The 24,797-nt window shown below is 72.2% G+C and carries 22 protein-coding genes; 10 read left to right on the forward strand and 12 right to left on the reverse strand.

The genetic code is table 11. The features are described 5' to 3' along the window. Positions 1 to 21: 21 nt before the first annotated feature. Positions 22 to 936, reverse strand: coding sequence for an SDR family oxidoreductase (locus K377_RS22655; RefSeq protein WP_111665304.1), 915 nt, complete (start codon positions 934 to 936; stop codon positions 22 to 24). A gap of 138 nt (positions 937 to 1,074) precedes the next feature. Here K377_RS22655 and K377_RS22660 point away from each other — a divergent pair, with 138 nt between their 5' ends. Then, positions 1,075 to 2,001, forward strand: a complete 927-nt coding sequence (locus tag K377_RS22660; RefSeq protein ID WP_111665305.1) for a cyclase family protein — start codon at positions 1,075 to 1,077, stop codon at positions 1,999 to 2,001. Positions 2,002 to 2,235: 234 nt separating this feature from the next. Here the strand turns inward: K377_RS22660 and K377_RS22665 are convergent, their stop codons facing one another. The 4 genes from K377_RS22665 to K377_RS22680 all read right to left on the reverse strand — a co-directional run bounded on the left by K377_RS22665 (position 2,236) and on the right by K377_RS22680 (position 6,391). Continuing rightward, the gene (locus K377_RS22665) at positions 2,236 to 2,724 is read right to left on the reverse strand and encodes an ATP-binding protein (protein WP_181512623.1); all 489 of its coding nucleotides are present in this window, start codon (positions 2,722 to 2,724) and stop codon (positions 2,236 to 2,238) included. A gap of 442 nt (positions 2,725 to 3,166) precedes the next feature. Continuing rightward, positions 3,167 to 4,045, reverse strand: coding sequence for an acyl-CoA dehydrogenase family protein (locus tag K377_RS22670; RefSeq protein ID WP_111665306.1), 879 nt, complete (start codon positions 4,043 to 4,045; stop codon positions 3,167 to 3,169). Between the two features lie 7 nt (positions 4,046 to 4,052). After that, positions 4,053 to 5,192, reverse strand: coding sequence for an acyl-CoA dehydrogenase family protein (locus K377_RS22675; protein WP_111665307.1), 1,140 nt, complete (start codon positions 5,190 to 5,192; stop codon positions 4,053 to 4,055). A 5-nt stretch (positions 5,193 to 5,197) separates the two neighbouring features. Continuing rightward, positions 5,198 to 6,391, reverse strand: coding sequence for an amidohydrolase family protein (locus tag K377_RS22680; protein ID WP_111665308.1), 1,194 nt, complete (start codon positions 6,389 to 6,391; stop codon positions 5,198 to 5,200). Between the two features lie 213 nt (positions 6,392 to 6,604). Here K377_RS22680 and K377_RS22685 point away from each other — a divergent pair, with 213 nt between their 5' ends. Beyond that, a complete protein-coding gene (locus tag K377_RS22685) occupies positions 6,605 to 8,140 on the forward strand; it encodes a class I adenylate-forming enzyme family protein (RefSeq protein WP_111665309.1) in 1,536 nt (511 codons plus the stop codon). Between the two features lie 58 nt (positions 8,141 to 8,198). Here the strand turns inward: K377_RS22685 and K377_RS22690 are convergent, their stop codons facing one another. Then, positions 8,199 to 8,702, reverse strand: a complete 504-nt coding sequence (locus tag K377_RS22690) for an EF-hand domain-containing protein (protein WP_111665310.1) — start codon at positions 8,700 to 8,702, stop codon at positions 8,199 to 8,201. Between the two features lie 142 nt (positions 8,703 to 8,844). Continuing rightward, complete coding sequence (locus K377_RS22695) at positions 8,845 to 9,225, reverse strand: STAS domain-containing protein (protein WP_111665311.1); 381 nt, start codon at positions 9,223 to 9,225, stop codon at positions 8,845 to 8,847. Between the two features lie 347 nt (positions 9,226 to 9,572). Here K377_RS22695 and K377_RS22700 point away from each other — a divergent pair, with 347 nt between their 5' ends. Together K377_RS22700 and K377_RS22705 are read left to right on the forward strand one after the other, a co-directional pair. Beyond that, positions 9,573 to 10,148 carry a sigma-70 family RNA polymerase sigma factor gene (locus K377_RS22700; protein ID WP_111665312.1) on the forward strand — a complete coding sequence of 192 codons (576 nt, stop codon included), beginning with the start codon at positions 9,573 to 9,575 and terminating at the stop codon, positions 10,146 to 10,148. A 68-nt stretch (positions 10,149 to 10,216) separates the two neighbouring features. Further along, positions 10,217 to 11,440: a zf-HC2 domain-containing protein gene (locus K377_RS22705; protein WP_181512628.1), complete on the forward strand. Its 1,224-nt coding sequence runs from the start codon at positions 10,217 to 10,219 to the stop codon at positions 11,438 to 11,440. A 287-nt stretch (positions 11,441 to 11,727) separates the two neighbouring features. Here the strand turns inward: K377_RS22705 and purU are convergent, their stop codons facing one another. Then, on the reverse strand, positions 11,728 to 12,606 hold the full coding sequence (gene purU, locus K377_RS22715; protein WP_111665315.1) for a formyltetrahydrofolate deformylase: 879 nt from the start codon (positions 12,604 to 12,606) through the stop codon (positions 11,728 to 11,730). A 70-nt stretch (positions 12,607 to 12,676) separates the two neighbouring features. Next, a complete protein-coding gene (locus K377_RS22720; RefSeq protein WP_111665316.1) occupies positions 12,677 to 13,177 on the reverse strand; it encodes a hypothetical protein in 501 nt (166 codons plus the stop codon). Positions 13,178 to 13,294: 117 nt separating this feature from the next. Here K377_RS22720 and K377_RS22725 point away from each other — a divergent pair, with 117 nt between their 5' ends. Further along, positions 13,295 to 14,590, forward strand: a complete 1,296-nt coding sequence (locus K377_RS22725; RefSeq protein ID WP_111665317.1) for an ABC transporter substrate-binding protein — start codon at positions 13,295 to 13,297, stop codon at positions 14,588 to 14,590. A gap of 64 nt (positions 14,591 to 14,654) precedes the next feature. On the opposite strand, the gene K377_RS22730 is transcribed toward K377_RS22725, so the two are convergent. After that, positions 14,655 to 16,175, reverse strand: coding sequence for a hypothetical protein (locus tag K377_RS22730; protein ID WP_111665318.1), 1,521 nt, complete (start codon positions 16,173 to 16,175; stop codon positions 14,655 to 14,657). A 176-nt stretch (positions 16,176 to 16,351) separates the two neighbouring features. Beyond that, positions 16,352 to 17,737 (reverse strand): transcriptional regulator, encoded by a 1,386-nt coding sequence (locus K377_RS22735; RefSeq protein ID WP_111665319.1) that lies wholly within the window; start codon positions 17,735 to 17,737, stop codon positions 16,352 to 16,354. Positions 17,738 to 18,040: 303 nt separating this feature from the next. Between K377_RS22735 and K377_RS22740 the strand changes: the two genes are divergently transcribed. The 4 genes from K377_RS22740 to K377_RS22755 all read left to right on the forward strand — a co-directional run bounded on the left by K377_RS22740 (position 18,041) and on the right by K377_RS22755 (position 22,961). Then, positions 18,041 to 18,751: a bifunctional DNA primase/polymerase gene (locus tag K377_RS22740; protein WP_375605944.1), complete on the forward strand. Its 711-nt coding sequence runs from the start codon at positions 18,041 to 18,043 to the stop codon at positions 18,749 to 18,751. A gap of 58 nt (positions 18,752 to 18,809) precedes the next feature. After that, positions 18,810 to 19,598, forward strand: a complete 789-nt coding sequence (locus tag K377_RS22745; protein WP_111665320.1) for an ABC transporter ATP-binding protein — start codon at positions 18,810 to 18,812, stop codon at positions 19,596 to 19,598. Next, a complete protein-coding gene (locus K377_RS22750; protein ID WP_111665321.1) occupies positions 19,595 to 21,184 on the forward strand; it encodes a transporter in 1,590 nt (529 codons plus the stop codon). The genes K377_RS22745 and K377_RS22750 overlap by 4 nt, the downstream gene beginning before the upstream one ends. A 442-nt stretch (positions 21,185 to 21,626) precedes the next feature. Continuing rightward, positions 21,627 to 22,961, forward strand: coding sequence for a PAS domain-containing protein (locus tag K377_RS22755; RefSeq protein ID WP_111665322.1), 1,335 nt, complete (start codon positions 21,627 to 21,629; stop codon positions 22,959 to 22,961). A 149-nt stretch (positions 22,962 to 23,110) separates the two neighbouring features. Here the strand turns inward: K377_RS22755 and K377_RS22760 are convergent, their stop codons facing one another. Next, entirely contained in the window at positions 23,111 to 23,878 is a 768-nt protein-coding gene (locus K377_RS22760) for an SIS domain-containing protein (RefSeq protein WP_111665323.1), read from the reverse strand. Between the two features lie 226 nt (positions 23,879 to 24,104). Here K377_RS22760 and K377_RS22765 point away from each other — a divergent pair, with 226 nt between their 5' ends. Further along, positions 24,105 to 24,797, forward strand: coding sequence for a metal-dependent transcriptional regulator (locus K377_RS22765; protein ID WP_111665324.1), 693 nt, complete (start codon positions 24,105 to 24,107; stop codon positions 24,795 to 24,797).

Below are 24,797 nucleotides of genomic sequence, written 5' to 3' on the forward strand. Positions count from 1 at the left end.
ACCCCGCCTTCGCTGATCGGTCTACTGATTGGGCCGTTCCTTGGCGGCGGCCGCCCGGGCCATCTCCTCCAGCTGGGCGAGCAGCGGCATCGGGTCGGTGCCGACGGCGCCGGGGAGGAAGTCGGCGATCTTCTCCGGCGTCCAGGACCCGCCCTCGGCGTACCCGGCGCGCAGCTCGCGCGGCTGCGCCCACACGGCGATCTTCGGCCCGGCCACGGTGTACACCTGGCCGGTGATCTTCTCCTCGCGGGCCCGGTCGCTGAGCAGATAGACGACGAACGCGGCGACGTCCTCGGGCTCGCCGATCTCCTTCAGCGTCATGGGGACGTTGGCCGACATGCGCGTACGGGCGACAGGGGCCACCGCGTTGGCGGTCACCCCGTACTTGTGCAGCCCGAGCGCGGCGCTGCGGACCAGCGAGATGATGCCGCCCTTGGCCGAGCTGTAGTTGGCCTGCGCGACGGAGCCCTGGTGGTTGCCGCTGGTGAAGCCTATGAGGGTGCCCGTGCCCTGCTTGCGCATGACGGCGGAGGCGGCCCGGAACACGGTGAACGTGCCTTTCAGGTGGGTGGCGACGACCGGGTCCCACTCCTCCTCGGACATGTTGAACAGCATCCGCTCGCGCAGGATCCCGGCGACGCACACCACCCCGTCGATCCGCCCGTACGCCTCCACGGCGGTGTCCACGACGCGCTGCCCGCCGGCCATGGTCGACACGTCGTCGGCGACGGCGACGGCCTCCCCGCCGGCCGCCTCGATCTCCTTGACCACGCCGAGCGCGACCTCGCTCGTCGGCTCGCCGCCCTCGATCGACACCCCGTAGTCGTTGACGACGACCTTGGCGCCCTCGGCGGCGCACGCGAGCGCCACGGCCCGCCCGATGCCGCGCCCCGCCCCCGTCACGGCGACGACCTTGCCTGCCAAGAAGTTCCCCATGCCCGGCCCCTTCCCGCGGTTTCTGACGACCCGTTAGATTTTGCCTTCGGACGGATTCTACGACCCGTCAGATACCGGAACACAAGACCTGGCACACAAGACCTGACACACAGCAGCACCCGACACCCGGGAGGCCCGATGTCCCTGCCCGCCGAGTTCCACGACATCGCCAAACGCGTGAACAACTGGGGGCGTTGGGGAGAGGCCGACGAGATCGGCACCCTCAATCTGGTCACGGACGAGGTGGTCCGCGCGGCCGCCGCCGAGGTCCGCACGGGCCGCCGCGTGCCCCTCGCGCTGCCCCTGAAGGAGGACGGGGTCCAGTCGGGCCTGATCCCGGGCCGGATCAACCCGTTCCACTCCATGGTCCAGATCAACCAGGAGATCTTCGGCCCCGGCACGGTGGCGTGCAGCGACGACGCGGTGACCATGGGACTCCAGGCGGCCACCCACTGGGACGCCCTCACGCACGTGTCGCACTCGGGCCGCCTCTACAACGGCCGCCCGGCGGACACCATCACCGCGCACGGCGGCGCCGAGTTCGGCGGCATCGACAAGGCCCCGTACATCGTCTCGCGCGGCGTCCTGCTCGACGTGGCGGCGGCGAAGGGCCTGGACCGGCTCCCCGGCGACCACGCGGTCACCCCCCAGGACCTCGACGAGGCGGCCGAGTTCGGCCGCGTGGAGGTGCGCTCCGGCGACATCGTCCTGGTCCGCACCGGCCAGATCCAGGTCTACCTGGCGGGCGACAAGCACGGCTACGGCTATCCGTCGCCGGGACTGTCGGTGCGCACCCCGGAGTGGTTCCACGCCCGCGACGTGGCGGCGGTCGCCGACGACACCCTGACCTTCGAGATCTTCCCGCCGGAGATCGAGAACCTGTGGCTCCCGGTGCACGCCCTCGACCTGGTCGAGATGGGCATGCTCCAGGGCCAGAACTGGAACCTGGAATCTCTGTCCACAGCCTGTGGAGAACTTTCCCGCTACAGCTTCCTGCTCTCGGCGATGCCGGAGCCCTTCAAGGGCGCGACGGGTACTCCCGTAGCCCCGGTGGCCGTCTTCTAGGGGCGCGGGGCTGCATCCATCAGCGGCTCCGCCGCGGGGCGCGACCAGCCACGGCGAAGCCCGCACCCCGCAATGAATCCGCACCCCCGAGGCGGACCCGGAAGTCCTCGCCGAGGGCCCCCGTCACAAGGGCCCTCGACGTCCCCTCGCGGCGAATCGCCACCCACAAGCGTGACTAAACGGACACGCGACGTCAACGGCCGTACGGGTATTTGCGGTTAATGCGCACAATCTTCAGGCGCTCACAGAAGCACTGGGCCGGAGCGCACCCGGCGCAGAGGCCCCCGCACCCGCGGACCAGCCGATCCCGGCGGCGGAGGAACAGCGGTCGATCTCGCACCAGATGGCCTTGCCCGCGCCCTCGGGGCGCCAGCCCCACCGGTCGGCGAGGCCGTCGACGAGTTCGAGACCCCGCCCGTTCGTCTCCTCGCCCGCCGCGTGCCGGGGCGCCGGCGGGCGGGCGCTGGAGTCGGCGACCTCCACCCGCACCGTGCCCGGACACGCTCCCCCGGCCCGGGGCAGCGCCACCCGCAGCACGGCGGGACGCCCGGTGTGCACCACGGCATTGGTCACCAGCTCGGAGACGAGCAGGATCATCGTCTCGGCGGCCGGCTCGTCGGGATCCACGCCCGAGCCGGCGAGACACTGCCGTGCCCACCTGCGGGCACGCCCCACCTCGGCGGGGTCGGCCCCGACCTCCAGTTGAACCTGAAGCACCTGCACCGCTCACACCATCCGAATCCGGCGGGACCGTTGGAGTTCTGCCTCGCGCCACTGACCTTGCTGGCCCTTGCGGGAGATCACGGACCGTGACCCCCTTGCTGCACAGCATGGTTGACGTACAGTCACCCCAACAAGCGCTTCGGGCATATTCCAGCGCGAAGGAGTACCCGTACGGCATACTGTGCGACGCGCCTTGCGGGGGGTCGAACAGGCGGGCGTGATGCACCGCCATGGGCTGCGAGCGGCGCGCATCCGCTGCCCCGGAGCCGCCTCGGAGGCAACACCGGCACTGTCGCCCGGGTTCAGCACCACTCGCATCTGCCACAAGGTACCGGAGCCGGAGACCGACTCCACCGCGTGACGAGCCCCGCGAAGGACACAACCCGATATCAACACACCGTCACTGTGCGTGCACCTCTCGGCAGGGCGTGCCGTCGGCGTGTCACAGCGACGCCGCGAGCGTCTCCTCCGCGTCCCGCGCCCGGCCGGCCAACTCGGCGCGCGTCCAGGCCCGCTTCAGGTGCAGATGCACGTCTCCCTCCCAGGTGAAGCCCATGCCGCCGTGCACCTGGAGGCAGTCGCGGGCGCCCTGGACGGCGGCCTCGTCGGCGAGCAGTTCGGCCGCGGCGACCTCCACGGGGTCCCCGGTGACGGCCGCCGCGTACACCGCCGCACGGGCGACTTCGACCCGTACGAGCATCTCTGCGCACAGATGTTTCACTGCCTGGAAGGCCCCGACGGGCTGTCCGAACTGCTCGCGTTCCCGGGCGTGTTGAACCGCCATGCCGAGGGTGCGGCCGGCCGAGCCGAGCTGTTCGGCCGCGTACAGGAGGGTCGCCTGCCACGGCGGGCGCGTCCGGTCGCCGCCGGGCAGCCGGTGCAGCGGGGTGAGCGGGTCGACCGGCGCGGTCAGCGGTTCGGCGCCCGCCGCGTCGCCGCGCACCAGGTCCGCCGCGTCGAGCCACGGCACGAGCCCGTTGTACGGCGCCGTGACGACCGTCTCGCCCGACGCGGCGCCCGGGACCTCGCCCGCCGCGAGGAAGGTGGCCACCAGCGGGCCCGGCACCAGCGCCCGCCCGCACTCCTCGAAGACGAGCACCGCCTCCGCGAGCCCGAGCCCGACCCCGCCCGACTCCTCCGGCAGGCACAGACCGAAGAGCCCGGCCGCGCCCAGCTCGCGCCACAGCTCCCGGTCGAGCGCGGGCGAGGACCCCTCGCAGTCCACGGCGGCCCGCAGCGCCTGGCGCCCGAACCGCCCGGCCAGCAGCGCGCGCGTACCGTCCCGCAAGGCCCGCTGATCCTCGGTCAGTTGGAAGTGCACGGCCCGCTCACCGTCCGCCCTTGGGAAGGCCGAGGATGCGCTCGGCGACGATGTTGCGCTGGATCTGCGAGGTACCGGCGGCGATCGTGTACGACAGCGACGACAGCCGGTCGAGCGTCCACTCGTGCCCGGCGTCCAGCGCGCCCGCGCCGCCCAGCACTCCGGCGGCGACGTCGTAGAGCCGCTGCCGTGCGTGCGAGTACCGCAGCTTGAAGACGGACCCGCCGACCCCGGGCACCCCGCCGCCGGCCTGCGCCTCGCTCACGTTCCACTGGGTGAGCCGCCACAGCGCGCTGAACTCGGCCGTGAGCAGGGCCAGTTCGCGGCGGAGCACCGCGTCGTCCCAGCGGCCGCTCTTGCGCGCGTGCGCGGCCAGTTCGCCGAGGACCCGGCGGCAGGCGACGACCTCGCCCACGAAGGCGGTCCCCCGCTCGAACGACAGGGTCACCATGGTCACGCGCCAGCCGTCGTTCTCCTCCCCGACCCGGTTGCCCACCGGCACCCGCACCTCGTCGAGGAACATCTCCGCGAACTCCGTCGAGCCCGCCAGCGTGCGCAGCGGCCGTACGGTGATGCCCGGCGCGTCCATGGGCATGGCCAGCCAGCTGATCCCCCGGTGCTTGGCGGCCGCCGGGTCGGTGCGCACGAGGAGTTCGCACCAGTCGGCGACCTCGGCGTGCGAGGTCCAGATCTTCGAGCCGGTGATCACGTACGCGTCGCCGTCGCGCACCGCCCGCGTCCGCAGGGACGCCAGGTCGGATCCGGCGCCGGGCTCGCTGAACCCCTGGCACCACACCTCGTCCCCGCGCAGCACCGGCGTCAGCCACCGCTCGCGCTGCGCGGCCGTGCCCTCGGCGGCGATGGTGGGGCCCGCGTGCAGCAGCCCCACGAAGTTCGCGCCCACGTACGGGGCGCCCGCCCGCTCGGTCTCCTCCAGGAAGATCAGCCGGGTGGTCGGCGAGGCGTCCCAGTGCACGTCCCCGTACCCGGCGTCGTACAGGCGCCGCTGCCAGCCGGTGTCGTAGGCCCGCCGTCCCGGCCAGTCGCCGGGCGACGGCTTGGGCGGCAGCGCGGGCAGCACCCCGCCCAGCCACCGGCGCAGCCGCGCCCGGAACGCCTCTTCCTCCTCCGTGTACGTGAGGTCCACGGGGGCTACCGGTCCAGGTCGAGGCCGAGCATGCGGATGGCGTTGCCGCGCATCAGCTTGTAGACCGTCTCGTCGTCGAGGCCCTTCACGTGGTCGAGGGCGACCTCCTTGGTGTTCGGGAAGGTCGAGTCGACGTGCGGGTAGTCGGTCTCGAAGGTGGCGTTGTCGCGTCCGACGACGTCCAGCGAGGCGACGCCGTGTTTGTCGCGGAAGAAGCAGCAGAACATCTGCCGGTAGTAGTACGTGGACGGCGGCTCGGGGATGAGGTCGCGGACCCCGCCCCACGCCCGGTGCTCCTCCCAGACGTCGTCGGCGCGTTCGAGCGCGTACGGGATCCAGCCCATCTGGCCCTCGCTGTAGGCGAGTTTGAGCGTCGGGAACTTGACGAGGACGCCCGAGAACAGGAAGTCCATCATCGAGGCCATGGCGTTGTTGAAGCTGAGCGAGGCCTGGACGGCGGGCGGGGCGTCGGGGGACGCGGCGGGCATCTGCGAGGACGACCCGATGTGCATGTTGACCACGGTCCCGGTCTCCTGGCACACGGCGAAGAACGGGTCCCAGTACCCGGAGTGGATCGACGGAAGACCCAGGTAGGTGGGGATCTCGGAGAACGTCACGGCGCGCACCCCGCGCGCGGCGTTCCGCCGGATCTCGGCGACGGCGAGCTCCACGTCCCACAGCGGGATGATGCACAGCGGGATCAGCCGCCCGCCGCTGTCCCCGCACCACTCGTCGACCATCCAGTCGTTGTAGGCGCGCACGCAGGCCAGGGCCACTTCCTTGTCGTGCGCCTCGGCGAAGGTCTGCCCGCAGAAGCGCGGGAAGGTCGGGAAGCACAGGCTCGCCTCGACGTGGTTGAGGTCCATGTCCGCGAGGCGCGCCTTGGGGTCCCAGCACCCCCGCCGCATCTCCTCGCGGGTGATCCCCTCCAGCGTCATGTCGTCCCGATCGAAGCCGACCGCCGCGATGTTGCGCTTGTACGGGAACTTCAGGTCCTCGTAGATCCACCAGTCGGTCGGCGGCCCGTCGGGGTCCATCGTGATCTGGTACTTGCCCGCCACGTAGGCGAGTTCACCGATTCCGGCGGTGAGCGGTTTGGGGCCCTTGTCGCGGTACTTGGCCGGCAGCCAGGTCTCGAAGAGATGGGCCGGTTCGATCACATGGTCGTCGACGCTGACGATGCGCGGCAGTTCCGTCATGAGTGCTGAGCCCCTCCATCGAACGATCCGAACGGTCCGCACGCGGCGCACGGTCCGTACCAGCCGTGCGAGCCGTGCGATCCCTCCGTTTCTGATGACCCGTCAGATGTCAGGCTAGCCCCGCACCCCTGGACCGACAAGAAGCACGGACTTACGCTCTCCCTCACATCTGACAGGTCGTCAGTTACGATCCCGGCTCGAAGGGGTACGCAGATGACGGACACCGCACACGCCCTGGGCGACTCCCGCACGCTCTGGGAACTGGTCGAACGCCGCGCCGCCCTGACCCCCGACCGCCCGGTGTTCCTCCAGGGCGACCGCGCCCTGACCTTCGGGGAGCTGCGCGACCGGGCCGAGCGGGTGGCGGCCGGCCTGCACGAGCGCGGGGTCCGCCCCGGCACCGTCGTGGCCTGGCAGCTGCCGACCCGCATCGAGACGGCCCTGCTCACCTTCGCGCTGGCCCGCATCGGGGCGACCCAGACGCCGGTCATCCCGTTCTACCGGGACCGCGAGGTCGGCTTCGCGCTGCGCGAGTCGAAGGCGGAGTTCTTCGCGACGCCGGGCGTCTGGCGGGGCTTCGACCACACCGAGATGGCCCACCGCCTCGGCGCGAAGGGCGTCTTCGAGGCGTACGAGAACCTGCCCGAGGCCGACCCCTCGCTCCTCCCCGCACCCCCCGCATCCGGCACGGACGTCCGCTGGATCTACTGGACCTCGGGCACCACGTCCGACCCCAAGGGCGTGCTCCACACGGACCGTTCACTGATCGCGGGCGGTTCCTGCCTGGCCCACGCGCTGCACCTGTCGGAGTCGGACGTCGGCTCGATGGCCTTCCCCTACGCGCACATAGCGGGCCCCGACTACACGGTGATGCTGCTCCTCTACGGCTTCCCGGCCGTGCTGTTCGAGCAGTTCGCGCTGCCGGACGCGCTGGCCGAGTACCGGCGGCACGGGGTGACGGTGGCGGGCGGCTCGACGGCGTTCTACTCCATGTTCCTGGCCGAGCAGCGCAAGGACCCGGACCACAAGGTGATCCCGAGCCTGCGGCTCCTCGCGGGCGGCGGCGCCCCGAAGCCGCCGGAGGTCTACCACTCCGTGGTCCGCGAGATGGAGGTCCAGCTCACGCACGGCTACGGCATGACCGAGGTCCCGATGATCACGATGGGCGCCCCGGACGACACCACGGAGAACCTCGCGACGACGGAGGGCCGCCCGCCCGAGGGCATGGAGATCAGGATCGTCGACGGAGACGGCGCCCCGGTCCCCGCCGGTGTCGACGGCGAGGTGCGGCTGCGCGGCGAAGCCGTCTGCCAGGGCTACCTGGACCCGGCCCAGTCGGCGGACGCCTTCGACGCGGACGGCTTCCTCATCACCGGCGACCTGGGCCACGTCCTGCCCACCGGCCACCTGGTCCTCACCGGCCGCGCGAAGGACATCATCATCCGCAAGGGCGAGAACATCTCGGCGAAGGAGATCGAGGACCTCCTCCACGCCCACCCCGCGGTCCAGGACGCGGCGGTCATCGGCCTGCCGGACCCGGAGCGGGGGGAACGGGTCTGCGCGGTACTGGAACTACGCCCCGGAGCCGAGGAATTGACCCTCGCCGAGGCGACGGCCTACCTGCGCGCCGAGGGCCTGTCCACCTTCAAACTCCCGGAACAACTGGAAACGGTGGAGGCCCTCCCCCGCAACGACGCCTTGCGCAAGGTCCTCAAGTACAAACTCAGGGAGCGCTTCGCGCCCCGCTAGGAGCGCGGGGAACGGCGCGACCAGCCAGGACGGCGCCGCGCCCGAAGGACGAACCGCATCACTCCGGCACAGTGAAATACAGCGCGAACCCCCGAACGGCCTCGTCCTCGGAAACCCGCCCGTCCCCGTCCCCGTCCAACGAGGCAACGGCCTGAGCGGCAAGATCTCCCTCGACACCGAGCGCCCGCAACACCCGCTCAGCACCGGCGACCCCGACCCCACCCGCATCCCGGTCCGGCTCGGCCAGAGCAATCGCGGCGCGCAGGAACGGCCGGGCGATCTCGGCGAACCGCTCAGGATTGTCCCGCAGCCGCTTCACGGCCCCGGTGACGAACTCGCTCCGGGTCACCCGCTGGTCGCCGTCGACATCGGCGATCCCGGCCATGCCCTGCCAGAACGCCTCGGCCCCGGCGAACAGGTCCTGCCCCTTGTCGCAGCGCGCCGTGACATCGAACTCGGCGAGCAGCGCCTTCGCGGCGGCGTAGAAGTCCTCGCGGTCGATGTATCCGTTGCCGTCCTGGTCGAAGCCGGCGAACCGGGCCGCGATCCTCCGCTCGTCCATGCTGATGAGCCGCCTCTCACGTCGATGGGTCCTACGCCTGCGAGCGTACGTCGAACAGCGGTGCAGGGGGCCCGAAGTGCAGGTTTGTGGCAGGACCGGAGAAGTTCCGCGACATATGCCGGCCGGGTCACACGGCTGCCTGCTAGGCGGACAGCGGCTGCGCGTCGTCGTCGACCGCGGCCGCCACATCCGGGTACACCTCGAACAGCCGCCGCACGCCGAGCGCCGCGAGCACCCGGTTCACGTGCGAGCCGTCCTCGGCCCCGCGCGCGGGCAGGATCAGCCGCAGCTGTCCCTGGCACGAGCGCATCAGCCTGCGGGCGGCTATCAGCACGCCCACTCCGCTGGAGTCGCAGAAGAACACGTCGGAGAGGTCGAGCACGACACTGCGCCGGCCGTCGGCGACCGCGTCGTGCACCTGCTGCCGCAGCGCGGGGGACGTCACGAGGTCCATCTCGCCCGAGACCCGCACGACAGCCCAGTCGCCCTGGGGCGCCTCGGTCACATTGAGCACCACGCTCATCGCCTCTCGCTCGACGTCACTTCACTTCTGCCTAGATCCGGAATATTCGCCTACGTTTCTTCAAGCGCGGCTGCCCGTCCGCACCGCGCTGAAACACCCCCGCACACCTATCACATATGACGCTGTTAAGACCGAGCCGGTCGCTTCACAGGCAAATCGGTCAGACGCCGGTCCCCGTACCCCTGCCGGGGTTCCGGCTCCTTATCACCTGAGGCCGCCGGAGGCGCACAATGCCGCAAAGGGGCGTGCGTTGTCGGTGACGCGGACTACATTCGGGTAAGAGGCACGCAACTCGGAAAGAGCAGTACACGAGCAGCAGAAGTACGGGCAGCCGGTGAGGGGGCTCCATGCCCAAGGACACTCCGTCCCGCTGGGACCGGAGGATGCAGCAGCGTCTGGCGCACGGCGAGGCCGCGGCGCTCGGAGAGCTGTACGACCGTTTCGCATCCCTGGTGCACGGCCTGGCCCACCGCGTCCTGGACGACGAGGACGCCGCGGACCAGGTCACCCGCGAGGTGTTCACCCAGATCTGGGAGAACCCGGAGGCCTACGACCCCAAGTCGGGCCCGCTGCGCTCCTTCATCGCCACGCTCGTCCACCGGCACGCCGTGCAGCGGCTGCGGCAGACCGAGTCCGCGGCGCTCGTGCGCAGCGGCCGGGGCACCACCGAGGACCTGGAGCGCAAGGTGCGCCGCGCCTCCGCCGCCGCCCGCGCCGACTACATCGTCACGTCCATGCCCGCTCCGCTGCGCGCCGCGCTCGAACTGGCCTATTTCCAGCGCCGTGACTACCGCCAGACCGCCGCCGACCTCGGCGTCACCGAGGACGAGGCGCGCCGCCGGCTGCGCCTGGGACTGCAACTGCTGTCCACGGCCCACGACAGCGGCACCCCGCCCAGCGGTGGCTACGGGAGGCCGGCGTGAGCGGGGCGGGCGGGCCGGACCGCCACGACCCGTACGACCCGTTCGGCGACGAGCCCGACAAGCCCGGCATGCCGGGGCAGACCGGCGGGGCCGCGGACGCGGCGGCCCGGATACCGACGCCGCGCAGCTCCGTCGAGGACTCCGGGGGCCCGCTGCCCGACGTGCCCGCACCCGTCCCGCTCGTCCTGGAGCACCGCGTGCTCAAGTCACTGCTCGGCGCCTGGGCGCTGGCCGCCTGCTCGCCCGAGGAGGCCGTCGCCGTCGAGGATCATCTGGACGAGTGCGGCACCTGCGCCGAGGAGGCGCTGCGGCTGCGGGACGCCGTCGGGCTGCTGCACCCCGAGGAGTCCCTCGACCTCGACCCGATGCTCCGCGCCCGCGTCCTGGAGGGCTGCCTCTCCCGGCGTCCCGCGCGCATCCCCGTCCCCGCCTGGACGACCCCGTACGACGCCGAGACCGCCCGGCTCGACGCCCTGCTCCAGGACTTCGGCGACCCGGAGTGGCACGCTCCGGTGCGGCTGCGCTGGTACGAGGGCGACGAGCAGGTCAGCCGCCGGACCACCGTCGCCGGGGTCATCTCCCATCTCACCTCCGTCGACGGCCTCGTCGCCCGGTCCCTCGGGCTCGACGATCCGGTCGGGCCCGCGGGCCGGGACGGGCTGGGGCCGCTGGAGCGCACCGAGGCGTACTGGAGGGCTTCGTACTTCCCGCCGACGCGTGCCGTGCGGGCGCCGTGGCGGGACCAGACGCATGCCGTGATCCGTACCGTGTCCTTCGCCGGGGAGGACGGGTCCGGCGCCGGTGGCACCGGCCAACTCCCGGTCTCGTACGGGGATTTCTCCCTCCCCCTCCGGGACGCCATGATCGACCGGGCCTTCGAGTGCTGGGTGCATGCCGGGGACATCGCGGATGCCGTCGACTATCCGTACGCGGCTCCGTCGCCCCGGCATCTGAACCGGATGATCGATCTGGCCGCGCGCATGCTGCCCGTCTCTCTCGCCGGGCGCCGGCGGGCCGGGCTCGCCGCGCCGGTCGGTGACGAGGTACCCGGGCGCAGTCTTCGGCTGGAGGTCGAGGGGGCCGGGGGCGGGGAGTGGCTGATCGCCCTGGACTCGCCGACCGGCGTGGGGTCCGCCGAGCGTGAGGTGGCTCATGTCGCGCTGGACGGCGTGGAGTTCTGCCGCCTGGCCGCCGGCCACGTCTCCCCGGAGGAAGCGGCCGCGGGCCAACTCGGCGACCGCACAGCCATCCGCGACGTCCTCCGAGCAACAGCCGCCTTGAGCCGCATGTAGCCCACCTGCGGCCCGGCGGGGGCTGGCCGCGCAGTTCCCCGCGCCCCTGGGTCGTTTTTCGGGTGCACCACCGTCGTGGCTGGTCGCGCAGTTCCCCGCGCCCCTGAGGCATGCGCTGCGCGCAGCCTCCCCTTGACGCCCCTGGGCGAGCGGAGCTCGCTTCAGGGGCGCGGGGAACTGCGCGAGAAGCCCCGCCGGCCGTCAGCCGACGACGAAACGCATGCCTTTAGGGGCGCGGGGAACTGCGCGACCAGCCACGACGGTGGTGCACCCGGAAGAGGACGGGGCTAGGCGAAGACGACGGTGCGGCGGCCGTTCAGGAGGATTCGGCGTTCAGCGTGCCACTTGACGGCCCGCGCCAGCGCCTGGCACTCCACGTCACGACCGATGGCCACCAGCTGATCGGGCGTGACATCGTGCCCGACCCGCTCGACCTCCTGCTCGATGATCGGCCCCTCGTCGAGATCGGCGGTGACGTAGTGCGCCGTGGCCCCGATCAGCTTCACACCGCGCGCGTGCGCCTGGTGATACGGCTTGGCGCCCTTGAAGCTCGGCAGGAACGAGTGGTGGATGTTGATGATGCGCCCGCTGAGCTGCTTGCACAGGTCGTCGGAGAGCACCTGCATGTACCGGGCGAGCACGACGAGCTCGACCTGCTCGGCCCGCACCAGTTCGAGCACCTGCGCCTCGGCGTCGGCCTTGGTGTCCTTCGTCACGGGGATGTGCCGGAAGGGGATGTCGTACGAGGCGACCAGCTCGGCGAAGTCCGTGTGGTTGGAGACGACGGCGGCGATGTCGACGGGCAGCGCGCCGATCCGGGCCCGGAAGAGCAGGTCGTTCAGGCAGTGGCCGAACTTGCTGACCATCAGGACGACCTTCATCCGGTCCGAGGCCCGGTGGATCTGCCAGTCCATGTGGAACGAGTCACCGATCGCGGCGAAGCTGGCCCGCAGCTTCTCCACCGTCACCGGCGCGTCCGCGCTGAAGTGGACCCGCATGAAGAACAGCCCGGTGTCGTGATCGCCGAACTGCTGGCTGTCCTCGATGTTGCAGCCGGTCATGAAGAGATAGCTCGACACGGCGTGCACGATGCCCTGCTTGTCGGGGCAGGACAGGGTGAGGACGTACTGATCGGGACCGGCGGCGGCTGCGGACTGCGCGTTCATAGGGGCAAGGTTCGCACACCGCGCCCCTCGCCGACCCACTGTCCCGGTGGCCGGACAGGCACCGGGTCGCTCAGGCGGCCCGGGTCATGATCCGCAGCACTTCCAGGGTCCGCGGGGCGGTGTCGGGCTCCTCGCCGTCGCTCGTGGCGAGCTGGACGTGCGCCTCGCGGGCCGCCTGCACCGCGTCCGGCCACGCCTCGTGCTGGAGGTACACGGAGACCGGGGCGTCGGGCCCGACCTGGTGCATGATGCGCAGCACCTTGAGCACCGCGGAGTCGACGAGCGCCGCCTCCCGCGCGTCCCGGAAAATCGTTCCGACGTATTTCTCGGCCGACCAGTTGTCCAGCCAGGTGTCCTCGACGAGGCGGTAGACGGCGTCGGTCACGTCTCCGTACCCGTCGACACCGGCCAGCCAGACGTCCCGCTGGAACGACGGGTCGGAGAGCATGTGCAGCGCGGAGCGCACATTGCTGCGCCAGCGCCACCACGGCATGTCGTTGAGTGGCATACCGCCCATCCTCGTGGAGCGACGGTCGCGGCGGGAAGACTTCTCCGAGCTTTGCACGGTCATCGATCGTACGTGCCGCCCCGGGGCGCGCCGACCGCCCCCCGTAATTCACCTGCGCGTCACCAGGCGTTGACCGCTGGTCACCGCCTGGTTGGGAAGGCGGAGGAATCGTGCGGGATCATGACCGGCACGGGCCGCGAGCGCCCTCTCCCCACCACCGTCAAGCGCACCTTCACCCTGTTCGGGAAGGTCGTCACCCTCGTCGCGGGCACCACCCTGGCCGCCGGCTGCGGCCTGGTCGCCGGAGTCACGGGGGGCTCCGGCGACCAGCCGGTCACCGTGATGACCTGGGCGCCGGTGAAGACCGCGGCGACGAACCAGCCGGGCATGCCGGCCGTGGCCAATGCGTACGCGCGCTGGGTCAACGCGAACGGCGGCCTCGACGGCCACCCGCTGAAGGTGCTGACCTGCAACGACCACAACGACAGCGTGGGCGCCGCGAAATGCGCCCGCAAGGCCGTCGACCAGCACGCCGTCGCCGTCGTCGGCTCCTACAGCCAGTACGGGCGTTCGTTCATGTCGACGCTCGAATCGGCCGGCATCCCCTATATAGGCGGCTACGGGGTGTCCGAATCGGAGTTCACCAGCCCGCTGTCCTACCCGGTCAACGGCGGCCAGGCCGCCCTGCTCGCCGGGAACGGGCAGCAACTCGCCGACAAGTGCGCGCGTACCGTCCTGGTGCGGCCCGACACCGTCGCGGGTGACGAACTCGTCTCCGTGATGAACACCGGCCTCGCCCGGCGCGACCGCCCCGCGGCCACCGATCTGCGGGCCGCCGAGGACGCCACCGACTACAACGCCCAGGCCGTCGAGGCACTGAGCACGGCGAGCGCGGTGACGTCCGGCGAGGGGTGCGTGGTGGCCGCGCTCGGCGAGCGGACGAACACGTTCTTCGACTCGTTCCGGCGGCTGAGCGACACCTATCCGAAGGTCCGCACGGCCAGCGTGCTCGGCAGCGTCGACCAGTCCGTCATCGACCGCTCCGGCGGCGCGAAGAGCGCCTACGAAGGGGCGTACGTGACCGGCTGGTACCCGGCGACGAACGACAGCCGCTGGGACGGCATGAAGAAGGCGATCAACGAGAAGGCCTTCGGCGACAACCGCATCGACCCGGCGGACGCGGGCGTGCAGACCACCTGGATCGCGTACACCGTGCTGCGCCAGGTCGTCGAGGCGATCGGCGACGGCGAGGTGACGTCGGACACCGTGCGCCGGACCCTCGACAAGGGACTGAAGGTCACGACGGGCGGCCTCACACCGGCGCTGCGCTGGGACTACGACCACATGTCGGCGGCCGGCGGCTACCCCCGGCTCGTCAACGCGCGGGTCACGTTCCAGCAGGTGCGCGACGGCCGGCTGGTGGCGACGCGCTCCGCGTCGGTGGATGTGACGAAGACCCTGGCGGACGCCGACTGACACCGGGGAACGGGAAGGGGGGCGCGGGGCCGTCGGCCCCGCGCCCCCCTTCCCGTTCCCGGCGCTAGAGCTGGATCGGCGACCGCGTGGTCAGTCCGTACTTGGACGCGATCGCGTTCCACAGCTTCGAGGCGACGGCCTTCTGCTGGGAGGCCGTGCCGCTGGCCGTGTTCCCGGCCCTTTGCTGCGGTGTCGCCTTGGCGCGGTTCTTGTGGCAGAGCTTCTTGTTGGCCTCGACCTGGTCGGCCCAGGCCGCATAGTGGCTGTCCGCCGACGCGGACGCCTTCCAGGCCTTGGTCAGCGCGTCGGTCAGCTGCGCGTTCTGCGGCAGCTTGTCCACGGACAGGGCGCCCAGCTTGGTCACCAGGTCGTTGCGCTGCTGCGCCGCGGCCCGCAGGTCCTTCGCGGCGGTGGGCAGTTCCTTGCAGGCGCCGGTGTTGGCGACCGACCGTACGACGGCGGACCGGCTGTTGTTGGACTCGGCGAGCAGCTTGTCGAGGGCGACGGCCTGCTCCTTGGCCGGGTCGGCGGCCGGGGCCCCGGACTCGGCGGGCGCGGACGAGGAGTCCGAGACCGTCGTGGTGGTGTCGGACTTCTTGTCGTCGTCACCACCGCTGAGCAGGGCGCCCGCGCCGATCCCGAGGACGAGAATGCCCACGCCGACCGCCGCGATCAGCGGCAGTTTCGACCCCGTGCGGGACTTGCCGCGCGAGGCGGGCGCGGGCGCGTAGCCCTGCGGCTCCACCGGCGGCACGTACCCGCCCTGCGGGGCCTGCTGCGCGGACGGGGTCTGCTGGGCGTGCGGGTCGAACCGCGGCATCTGCTGGGTGGACGCGGCCGGGCCCTCGGGCTCCGTACGGAACAGCGCGTCGAACTCGGCGGGCGGCTGCCGGTCGCCCGGGGCGCCGGGGCGGATGCCGTAGGGCGCGGCCTGCGGCTGGCCGGGCACCGGCGGGATGTACTGGGTCGCGTCGCCGTCGCCGCCGGGCATGGCACCCGGCATCGGCTGCTGCTGGGACTGCTGCACGGCGCGGCCGAGGAACTGCGTGGCGTCGGCCGGGGCCTCCGGCGGCAGCGGGGACGCGCCGGTCTGCGGCGGTATGTACTGCGTCGCGTCTCCGGCGCCCTGCGGCGGTATGTACTGCGTGGCGTCGGCCGCGCCCTGCGGGGCGATGTACTGCGTGGCGTCGCCGTCGTACCCGCCCTGCGGCGCGGCCGGCGGCATCGGCCCGGCCTGGCCGTACTGCTGCGGCAGCGCCTGCGCGGGCGGCTGCTGGTGCGGCGGCAGCGCGCCCGCGGGCTGCTGCGGGGGCGCGACCGGGGGCTGCGCGGACGGCTGCCCCCACTCGTACGTCGGCATCGGCTGGGCCGCCTGGGCCTGCTGGGACTCCGGGCCCCACGGCTGCCCCCAGGGGCCGGCGCCGGCCGGCCCCGCGGGCCCTCCGGGCGCGGTCTGGTCGCCGAACGTGCCCGGCAACAGGGGCTCACCGCCGTCGGCAGGCAGCACGACACCTTCGCGTGCCTGCCGGGCCTGCGGAAGGTGCGGACTCTCGTCGCGCCCGCTCTGTCCGCTCTGCTGCGTCACCGGGACTCCTACTACGGATGGGGGACCATAACTGATTGCGGAATCGTCGGCTCACGCTACCGGGTCCTCGCACGCCCGTGCTACGCAGCTCAAATCTGAGGAGCCTCCCCCGTGACAGGAGTAACAAAACCGACCCGCCCGGCGCTGTTTAAGCACCGGGCCCCGCGCGCCCGTCCCTACGCGGCGGCCTGGAGCTCCACCCGCGCCCCGAACTCCCGCACCACGGCCTCCTCACGGAACGGTTCGAGCCGTTCCTTGAAGTCGTCCAGATACTCGGCGCCGCGGTTCGAGCGCAGCGTGCCGAGCAGTTCGACGGCCCGAAGTCCCGTGTGACAGGCCTGTTCCACCTCGCGCTGCTGCACCTGCGCCGTCGCGAGCAGCACGAGTCCGATGGCGCGGCGCCTGGCCCGCGACTGCGGATGGCCGTCCAGCGACTCCTGCGCACACCGCGCCGCCTCCCGCGCCTGCCCCAGATCCCGGTGGCAGTGGGCGAGTTCGTCGGCGAGGTAGGCCGGATCGAAGTGCGCGATCCAGGCCGGGTCGTCGCCGGAGTGCGCGTCGGCCTGGTCCATGGCGGCCAGCGCCCGGCCGCCCGCGCTCTGCGCCGACCGCGCGTCCCCGAGCAGCGCGTGGCCGCGCGCTTCGGCGGCGTGGAACATCGCCTCCGCGCGCGGGGTCACACGCCCGCGCGCCCCCTCCTGAGCCGCGCGGGCGAGCTGGGCGATCTCGCGCGGATTGCCGAGCTGGGCCGCCAAGTGGCTCATGGACGCGGCCAGTACGTACCCGCCGTAACCGCGGTCCCCCGCCGCCTGGGCCAGCCTGAGGGCCTGGATGTAGTAGCGCTGGGCGAGGCCCGGCTGGCCGGTGTCGACGGCCATGTACCCGGCCAGCTCCGTCAACCGGGCGACGGCGGCGAACAGTTCACGCCCCACGGCCTCCCGGTAGGAACCCGCGAGCAGCCCGCTGACCACGCTGTTCAGGTAGTGCACCACGACGGGCCGCACATGTCCGCTGCCGTACTGGTGGTCGAGGTCGGTCAGCGCCTGGGTCATCGCCTTGACCGCCGCCACGTCGGACGGGCCGACGCGCGGGCCTGCCGTGCGGGCCACCTGCGAGTCCGGCACCGAGATCAGCCAGTCGCGGCTGGGCTCGACCAGCGCGGAGGAGGCGACGGACGAGCCGGAGAGGAAGTCCCGGCGGCCCACGTCGCTGCGCCACAGCTCGCAGACCTGCTCGATGGCGCCGAGCACGGTGGGCGAGAACTGGAGTCCGACGCCGGACGCGAGGTTCTTGCCGTTGGCCATCCCGATCTCGTCGATCGTGACGGTCCGGCCGAGTTTGCGCCCGAGCGCCTCCGCGATGATCCCCGGCGCGCGCCCGCGCGGCTGCTGGCCGCGCAGCCAGCGGGCCACGGATGTCTTGTCGTAGCGCAGGTCGAGGCCGTGCTCCGCTCCGCACATGTTGACCCGGCGGGCGAGGCCGGCGTTGGAGCAGCCCGCCTCCTGGATGAGTGCCTGCAGCCGTTCGTTGGGCTGTCGCGCTACGAGTGGCCGTGCGGCCATGGCGTACCCCCTGCTGTCCCCAGGATCCTGGTCACTAGGTCGTCAGATCGTCACTGGCATCGGATGGATCAATGCCCGGTGGACAAACGGAAGATGCAACACAAACGGGTACTAAATGCATAACCCTCGCGGGTGTTCTCCCCCTCGCCCTCGCTTTCTGGTCCCTGGCTACCCGGCCCCCGCTGCCGCTGCCCATGCGCGCCCCCACCCATGCACCCATGCGCCCCACATGCGGGAACGATGCTCCCTCCTCCTCCTTACGTGCGCCCGTAACCCGAGGGAAGGGCGGGAGTTGAGAACGACGTGGAAGAGACCATCGCAGGCACCTCGGACGTCACCTCACCCGTCGGCCCCGTCAGCCCCGGCCCTGTCACGGCTTCAGGACAGATCCCCAATCAGCGCGGCGAATCCCTGCTCGACACCGCCGTACGCTATGCGGAGGAACGGCACTGGGACGTGTTCCCCGGAACCTGGCTGGAGTTCGACGACGGCGTCCAGCGCTGCTCGTGCGACGACCGCCAGTGCGCGCGCCCCGGCGCGCACCCCGCGCGGGACGACTGGGCGACCCAGGCGACCGGCAGCGCGACCGTCGCCCGCCGCGTGTGGTCGAAGCAGCCCAAGGCCTCGATCCTCCTCCCCACGGGCCGTACGTTCGACGCGATCGACGTCCCCGAGACGGCCGGGTTTCTCGCCCTGGCCCGCATGGAGCGCATGGAGCTGACCCTCGGCCCGGTCACCTGCACCCCCGACCGCCGCATGCAGTTCTTCGTCCTGCCCGGCGCCACCCTGAAGGTCCCCGACCTCGTACGGAAACTGGGCTGGCCGCCCGCCTCCCTCGATCTGGTCGCGCTCGGCGAGGGCGCCTTCGTCGCCGCTCCCCCGACCCGCTTCGGCAGCCAGGGCGCCGTGCAGTGGGCGTGCAGGCCGACCGCGGCCAACCGCTGGCTGCCGGACGCCGAGGAGCTGATCTCGCCCCTGGCGTACGCGTGCGGGCGCGAGAGCGGGCGCCGGTAAGGACCTGTCGGCGCGGCGCCTGCCGGAGGCCGGGTCCCGCCCCGCATAGGGTTCACCCATGACCGAGCCAGCGGCGGCCGTACGCGTACATGACCTCTGGAAGTCCTTCGGACGGCAGACCGCGGTCGCCGGGATCGAACTCGCGCTTCCCGCGGGCCGGTTCATCGGCCTGGTCGGGCCGAACGGCGCGGGCAAGACCACGACCCTGTCCATGGTCACCGGACTCCTGCGACCCGACCGGGGCACCGTCCAGGTCGCGGGCCACGACGTCTGGGCCGATCCGGCGGCGGTGAAGGCCCGGATCGGCGTGCTCCCGGAGGGCCTGCGCCTCTTCGAGCGGCTCTCCGGGCGCGAACTCCTCGCCTACACCGGGCGCTTGCGCGGGCTGCCCGGCGCCGAGGTCGACAAACGGGCCGGGCAGTTGCTGGACGTCCTCGATCTGGCCTCCGCCCAGCACAAACTGGTCGTCGACTACTCCACCGGCATGCGCAAGAAGATCGGCCTCGCCGCGGCGCTCCTCCACAACCCCGAAGTCCTCTTCCTCGACGAGCCGTTCGAGGGCGTGGACCCGGTGTCCGCGCAGACCATCCGCGGCGTCCTCGAACGGTTCACCCGGTCCGGGGCCACCGTCGTCTTCTCCTCGCACGTCATGGAGCTGGTGGAGTCGCTGTGCGACTGGGTCGCGGTGATGGCGGCCGGACACATCAGGGCGCAGGGGCCGCTGGCCGACGTACGCGGCTCCGCCGGATCGCTCCAGGAGGCGTTCCTGGAACTGGTCGGGGCGCAGGGGCGGGCCGACGGCGGCACGCTCGACTGGCTCGGCAACCAGCCCGGGACCCCGGCGTGACCGGCGCCGCGCCCCTCACCGGGACGCTGGTCCGGCTGAAACTCGCCCTGCTGCGCAACGGGTTGCGGCAGTCCGGCGGACGCCTGGCCGCCTATCTCGGCTCGGCCGCCCTCGTGCTGCTGCTCACCGCGCTGGTCCTGCTCGGCCTGATCCTGCTGCACGGGAACGCGCACGCGGGCACCGTCGGCGTCCTGCTCACCCTGCTGCTCGCGCTCGGCTGGGCCGTGTTCCCGCTGTTCTTCCCCAGCGGCGACGAGACCCTGGACCCGACGAAGCTGGTGATGCTGCCGCTGCGCACCGACCCGCTCGTACGCGGGCTGCTGGTCTCCTCGCTCGTCGGCATCGGGCCGCTGTTCACGCTCTGCGTGCTCGGGGGCGCCGGGTACGCGGCCGCGCGCGGCCCGGCCGGTGCGGTGGCCGCCGTCGTCGCCGTCCCGCTCGCCCTGCTCACCTGTGTCGCGCTGGCCCGCACGGTGGCCGCCGCCAACGTCCGGCTGCTCACCAGCCGCAAGGGCCGCGACCTCGCCGTGCTCAGCGGCCTCGTCATCGCGGTCGGCGCCCAGCTCGTCAACTTCGGCGTGCAGAAGCTGGGTTCGGCGGGCGGCATCGACGCCCTCGACCCCACCGGGCGGGTGCTGCGCTGGGTGCCGCCCGCGTCGGCGGTCGGCGCGGTGGACTCGGCGGGCAGGGGCGCGTACGGCACGGCCGTCGCCCAACTCGCGCTCTGCGCCGCCGCACTGGCCGGCCTGCTGCTGCTCTGGCGGCGGGCCCTGGACCGGCTGATGACCTCGCCCGACGGCTCCACCCTCCAGACCTCGGAGCCCACCCGGCGCACCCGCCGCACCGGCCCGCGGCTGCTCCCCGGCGGCCGCACCGGCGCCGTCATGGAGCGCAGCCTGCGCTATGTCTGGCGCGATCCGAAGACCAAGGCGGCCTGGGTCACCTCGCTCGCCATCGGCCTGATCGTGCCGGTCTTCAACGCGCTCCAGGGCACCGGCTCGGTCTACTTCGCGTGCTTCGCCGCCGGGATGCTCGGCATCCAGATGTACAACCAGTTCGGCCAGGACACCTCGGCGTTCTGGATGGTGGCGATGACCATCTCCGACGCCCGCGACGCCTACGCCGAACTGCGCGCCCGCACGCTGGCGCTGCTGCTGATCACCCTCCCGTACGCGGCCCTGGTCACGGTCGTCACGACGGCGCTGCTCGGCGCCTGGCACGCCCTGCCGGAGACGCTCGGCCTGTCCTTCGCCCTGCTCGGCGCGATGCTCGCGACGGGCGCCTGGACCTCGGCCCGCTTCCCCTACTCGATCCCGCAGGAGGGCTACAAGAACGTGGCGCCCGGTCAGGCGGGGCTCGCCTGGATAGCGATCTTCGGCGGCATGGTCGCGGCGGCACTGCTGTGCGCCCCCGTCATCGCGCTCACGATCGCCCTGCACGCGACGGGCGCGGACTCCTGGGCCTGGACCCTGCTCCCGGCCGGAGCGGTCTACGGCGCCGCGCTCACCGTCCTGGGCCTGCGCCTCGCGGCCCCGCGCACGGCGGACCGGCTGCCGGAGATCCTGGCGGCGGTCAGCAAGGGCTGACCGGGCCCTGGGACGCAGGCGACCCGCGAGCCGTGGTTCCCCCGTCGAGACGGGTGGAAGCCGGCCGGACGTACCGGCAGCTCGCGGGTCGGGTGACTGCGTGGAATTGGGCCGGCTGGTCCGGCGCCGAATACGTGATGCGACGTCGGGCTCTAGCCCGCAGTCACCTCAGACGTCCGGTGTGCATACATGCTCCGAACCACCTCCTTTCAGTCTGTACGACACAGCCTAGGGAGCCCCCGGAGCACGCTCAACCGGTTTTTCACGCCCCGGTCGGGGGTTGCGCGGAGCGCGGTCCAGGACTGCATGCTGGACCCGTGTGTTCACCTGATTCCATCTGCCGCTCGATTTCTCCGAAGTTGACAGAACTCCATGTGGGATGCGTCACGTTCGAGTTGAATGATCTGAGCAGGACGCCGACACAGCCTGCGGGGGGTGCCAGGTGAGTGCTTCACGGCGTAGTGGAACCACAGATGAGCTCGGGCCCGACGAGCCGGACGGGGCCGATCTGCTGGCCGCGCTGCTCGACGGGATGGACGCCGCGCTGTGCGCGTTCGACGCCGACGGGGTGGTGACCCACTGGAACCGCGAGGCCGAGCGGATACTCGGCTGGTCGGCGGCGGAGGCCGTCGGGCGGCAGGGGTTCGCGGGGTGGGCCGTGCGGCCCGCCGACGCCGAGGAGGTCCAGGAGCGGCTGCTGGCCGCCATGCACGCGTCGGGGCGGCAGGTCCACGAGTTCGCCCTCGTCACCAAGGAGGGCGGCCGGGTTCTCGTACGGACCCAGTCCGCCGCCGTACGCGGGTCCGACGGGAAGCCCGCCGGGGTGTACTGCGCCTTCAGCGAGGTGCACGCGCAGATCGACCTGGAGCGGTCCATCGCCCTGAGCGAGGCGCTGTTCGAGGACGCCGCGTGGGGTGTGGTGCTCGTCGACGCCGACCTGCGGCCCGCCGTGGTCAACGCGCACGCGGCGCGGGCGCTCGGCTCCGGGCGCACCGCCGTGCTCGGGCGGCCCCTGGGCGAGCTGATCTCGCAGGGCGTCGAGGAGCTGGAGGGCGCGCTCGCGCACGTGCTGTCGGAGGGGGCGCCGCCGTCGCCGATGGAGGTGTGGGTGACGGTGCGGGTGCCCGACGGGAAGCAGGAGCGGCGGTGCTGGCGCAGCGGGTTCGTGCGGCTCGCCTCGCCGCTCGCGGAGGAGCCGGTGCCGCTCGGGGTCGGCTGGCTGTTCCAGGACGTCACGGAGGCCAAGCACACCGAGCAGGAGGCCGCGCAGCTGCGGTTCCGGGCGCATCAGCTGCACCGGGCCGCGCGGGCCGCCGCCGAGTGCGAGGATCCGGCCGAGGCGGCGACGGTGCACCTGGACTTCGCCCTGGCCGGGTTCGCCGATCATGCCGTGGTCGATCTGCTGGTGAGCGAGGAGCCGGTGCGGCTGGTGCGGGCCGCCGCGACGCCGTCCGGCGGGCCCGGGCTGCTGGTGACGCGCGGGGCGCTGCCGGTGCGGTACGGGGAGGGGCATCCGGCGGTGCAGTGCGTGGAGCGGGCCGGTTCCGTGCGGGCCGCTGCCGCGAGCACCGAGGACGAGGTGGCCTGGGCCGCGGGGCGGCAGTGGCCGGAGGGGAGCCGGTACGCGCTGTGCGCGGTGCTGCGCAGCCGGGGGCGGACGCTGGGGGTGGTGACGTTTCTGCGGGGCGGCAGCCGGGTGCGGTTCGAACGGAGTGACGCGATGTACGCGGAGAGCGTGGCCGCGCTGATCGCGGGGGCGGTCGATCTGGCGGGCTGAGCCGTCGTCCCGGGTGCGGCGCCGTCGTGGCTGGTCGCGCAGTTCCCCGCGCCCCTGGGTCGCACCACGTCCGCGGGCCGGTGGCCGCTTCTCGCGCAGTTCCCCGCGCCCCTGGAGCGAGCTGCGCTCGCTCAGGGGCGCCGCGCGGTCTAGTGCTGGTAGAAGATTCGGTCCCGGTATTCGGCGAAGACCTTCGCGTTCCAGGCGTGGCCGCCGTCCACGTTGCCCGAGCGCAGCAGCGGGGGCTGCACGCCGCGGTCGGCGAGGATGGCGGCGCAGGTGGCCAGGGTGGACTGCATCAGGGCGCTGGTCGTGACGGTGGAGGCCGAGGCGAAGGGTGCGTCGACGCCCTCGTAGGTCAGCTCGGCATCGCCCACGGCGATCTTCGAGTCCAGGACCACGTCGCAGTGGTCGCGCAGGAAGGTGCCCGAGGCGTGCCGGGACGTGGGGGCGTCGGGCCCGGTCGCGTAGGACAGGGAGGTCACGCCGATGACCTTCAGGCCGAGCGCGCGGGCGTTGACCGCCATCTCGACCGGCAGGGCGTTGCGCCCCGAGAGGGAAATGATCACCAGGGCGTCGCCGGCCTTGGCGGGGCTGGCGTCCAGGACGGCGGCCGCGAGCCCGTCCACCCGCTCCAGAGCCGAGCCGAGCGTCGCCGGCATGACGTCGACGCCGACCGCGCCGGGCACGGCCAGCAGGTTCATCAGGGCGAGGCTTCCGGCGCGGTAGACGACGTCCTGGGCGGCGAGCGAGGAGTGACCCGCGCCGAACGCGAAGAGGCGCCCGCCCGCGGTCACGGTGTCGGCGAGCAGGGTGCCGGCCGCTTCGATGTTCCCCGCCTCCTCGTCCCTGACCCGCTCCAGGAGGGCGATCGAGGCGTCGAGGTACTGCGCGGCCAGTGTGCTGCTGTCGCTCATCGGCGTAGCCCCTTGGGTCTCGGTGTCGCGGATCACCGTGCGGTCTGGACCAGGGCTCTGTCAATACACCCCCGGAGCGCGCCGGACCCCTTGTTTCCCCGGGGTTCCCCTGGCGCGGCACGGTTGTCAGCGGTATGCGTCAGAATTGGTGTCAGGGCCAGCGCACGCGCTGTGCGGCCAGCCAGCGGGGCTGCCGCGTAGCTACACAGCTATACGAGGGGCACGTATGTCCGGACTGATCGACACCACGGAGATGTACCTCCGCACCATCCTCGAGCTTGAGGAGGAAGGTGTGGTCCCCATGCGCGCCCGGATCGCCGAGCGGCTCGACCAGAGCGGCCCGACGGTCAGCCAGACCGTGGCCCGGATGGAGCGGGACGGCCTGGTCGCCGTCGCCGCCGACCGGCACCTGGAGCTGACCGACGAGGGGCGGCGCCTGGCGACGCGCGTCATGCGCAAGCACCGGCTCGCCGAGTGTCTGCTGGTCGATGTGATCGGCCTGGAGTGGGAGCAGGTGCACGCGGAGGCCTGCCGCTGGGAGCACGTGATGAGCGAGGCGGTGGAGCGGCGCGTGCTGGAGCTGCTGCGCCACCCGACCGAGTCGCCGTACGGGAACCCGATTCCGGGCCTGGAGGAGCTGGGCGAGAAGGACGGCGCGGACCCGTTCCTGGACGAGGGCATGGTCTCGCTCGCCGATCTGGACGCGAGCGGGGACGGCATGACCGTCGTCGTCCGCCGCATCGGCGAGCCGATCCAGACGGACGCGCAGCTGATGTACACGCTGCGCCGGGCGGGCGTGCAGCCCGGCTCGGTGGTCAGCGTGACGCAGTCGCCGGGCGGGGTGCTCGTGGGCAGCAGCGGTGAGGCGGCGGAGCTGGAGTCCGAGGTCGCCTCGCACGTGTTCGTGGCCAAGCGCTGA

The organism is Streptomyces sp. PsTaAH-137, assembly GCF_003259365.1.
Classification (GTDB): Bacteria; Actinomycetota; Actinomycetes; order Streptomycetales; family Streptomycetaceae; genus Streptomyces.

Bases quoted from the DNA above. Each gene is read 5' to 3' on its own strand.
- K377_RS22655 (WP_111665304.1), bottom strand. From the start codon at position 936: ATGGGGAACTTCTTGGCAGGCAAGGTCGTCGCCGTGACGGGGGCGGGG.
- K377_RS22660 (WP_111665305.1), top strand. From the start codon at position 1,075: ATGTCCCTGCCCGCCGAGTTCCACGACATCGCCAAACGCGTGAACAAC.
- K377_RS22680 (WP_111665308.1), bottom strand. From the start codon at position 6,391: ATGACGGAACTGCCGCGCATCGTCAGCGTCGACGACCATGTGATCGAA.
- K377_RS22685 (WP_111665309.1), top strand. From the start codon at position 6,605: ATGACGGACACCGCACACGCCCTGGGCGACTCCCGCACGCTCTGGGAA.
- K377_RS22690 (WP_111665310.1), bottom strand. From the start codon at position 8,702: ATGGACGAGCGGAGGATCGCGGCCCGGTTCGCCGGCTTCGACCAGGAC.
- K377_RS22695 (WP_111665311.1), bottom strand. From the start codon at position 9,225: ATGAGCGTGGTGCTCAATGTGACCGAGGCGCCCCAGGGCGACTGGGCT.
- K377_RS22700 (WP_111665312.1), top strand. From the start codon at position 9,573: ATGCCCAAGGACACTCCGTCCCGCTGGGACCGGAGGATGCAGCAGCGT.
- K377_RS22705 (WP_181512628.1), top strand. From the start codon at position 10,217: ATGCCGGGGCAGACCGGCGGGGCCGCGGACGCGGCGGCCCGGATACCG.
- purU (WP_111665315.1), bottom strand. From the start codon at position 12,606: ATGAACGCGCAGTCCGCAGCCGCCGCCGGTCCCGATCAGTACGTCCTC.
- K377_RS22720 (WP_111665316.1), bottom strand. From the start codon at position 13,177: ATGACCGTGCAAAGCTCGGAGAAGTCTTCCCGCCGCGACCGTCGCTCC.
- K377_RS22725 (WP_111665317.1), top strand. From the start codon at position 13,295: ATGACCGGCACGGGCCGCGAGCGCCCTCTCCCCACCACCGTCAAGCGC.
- K377_RS22735 (WP_111665319.1), bottom strand. From the start codon at position 17,737: ATGGCCGCACGGCCACTCGTAGCGCGACAGCCCAACGAACGGCTGCAG.
- K377_RS22745 (WP_111665320.1), top strand. From the start codon at position 18,810: ATGACCGAGCCAGCGGCGGCCGTACGCGTACATGACCTCTGGAAGTCC.
- K377_RS22760 (WP_111665323.1), bottom strand. From the start codon at position 23,878: ATGAGCGACAGCAGCACACTGGCCGCGCAGTACCTCGACGCCTCGATC.
- K377_RS22765 (WP_111665324.1), top strand. From the start codon at position 24,105: ATGTCCGGACTGATCGACACCACGGAGATGTACCTCCGCACCATCCTC.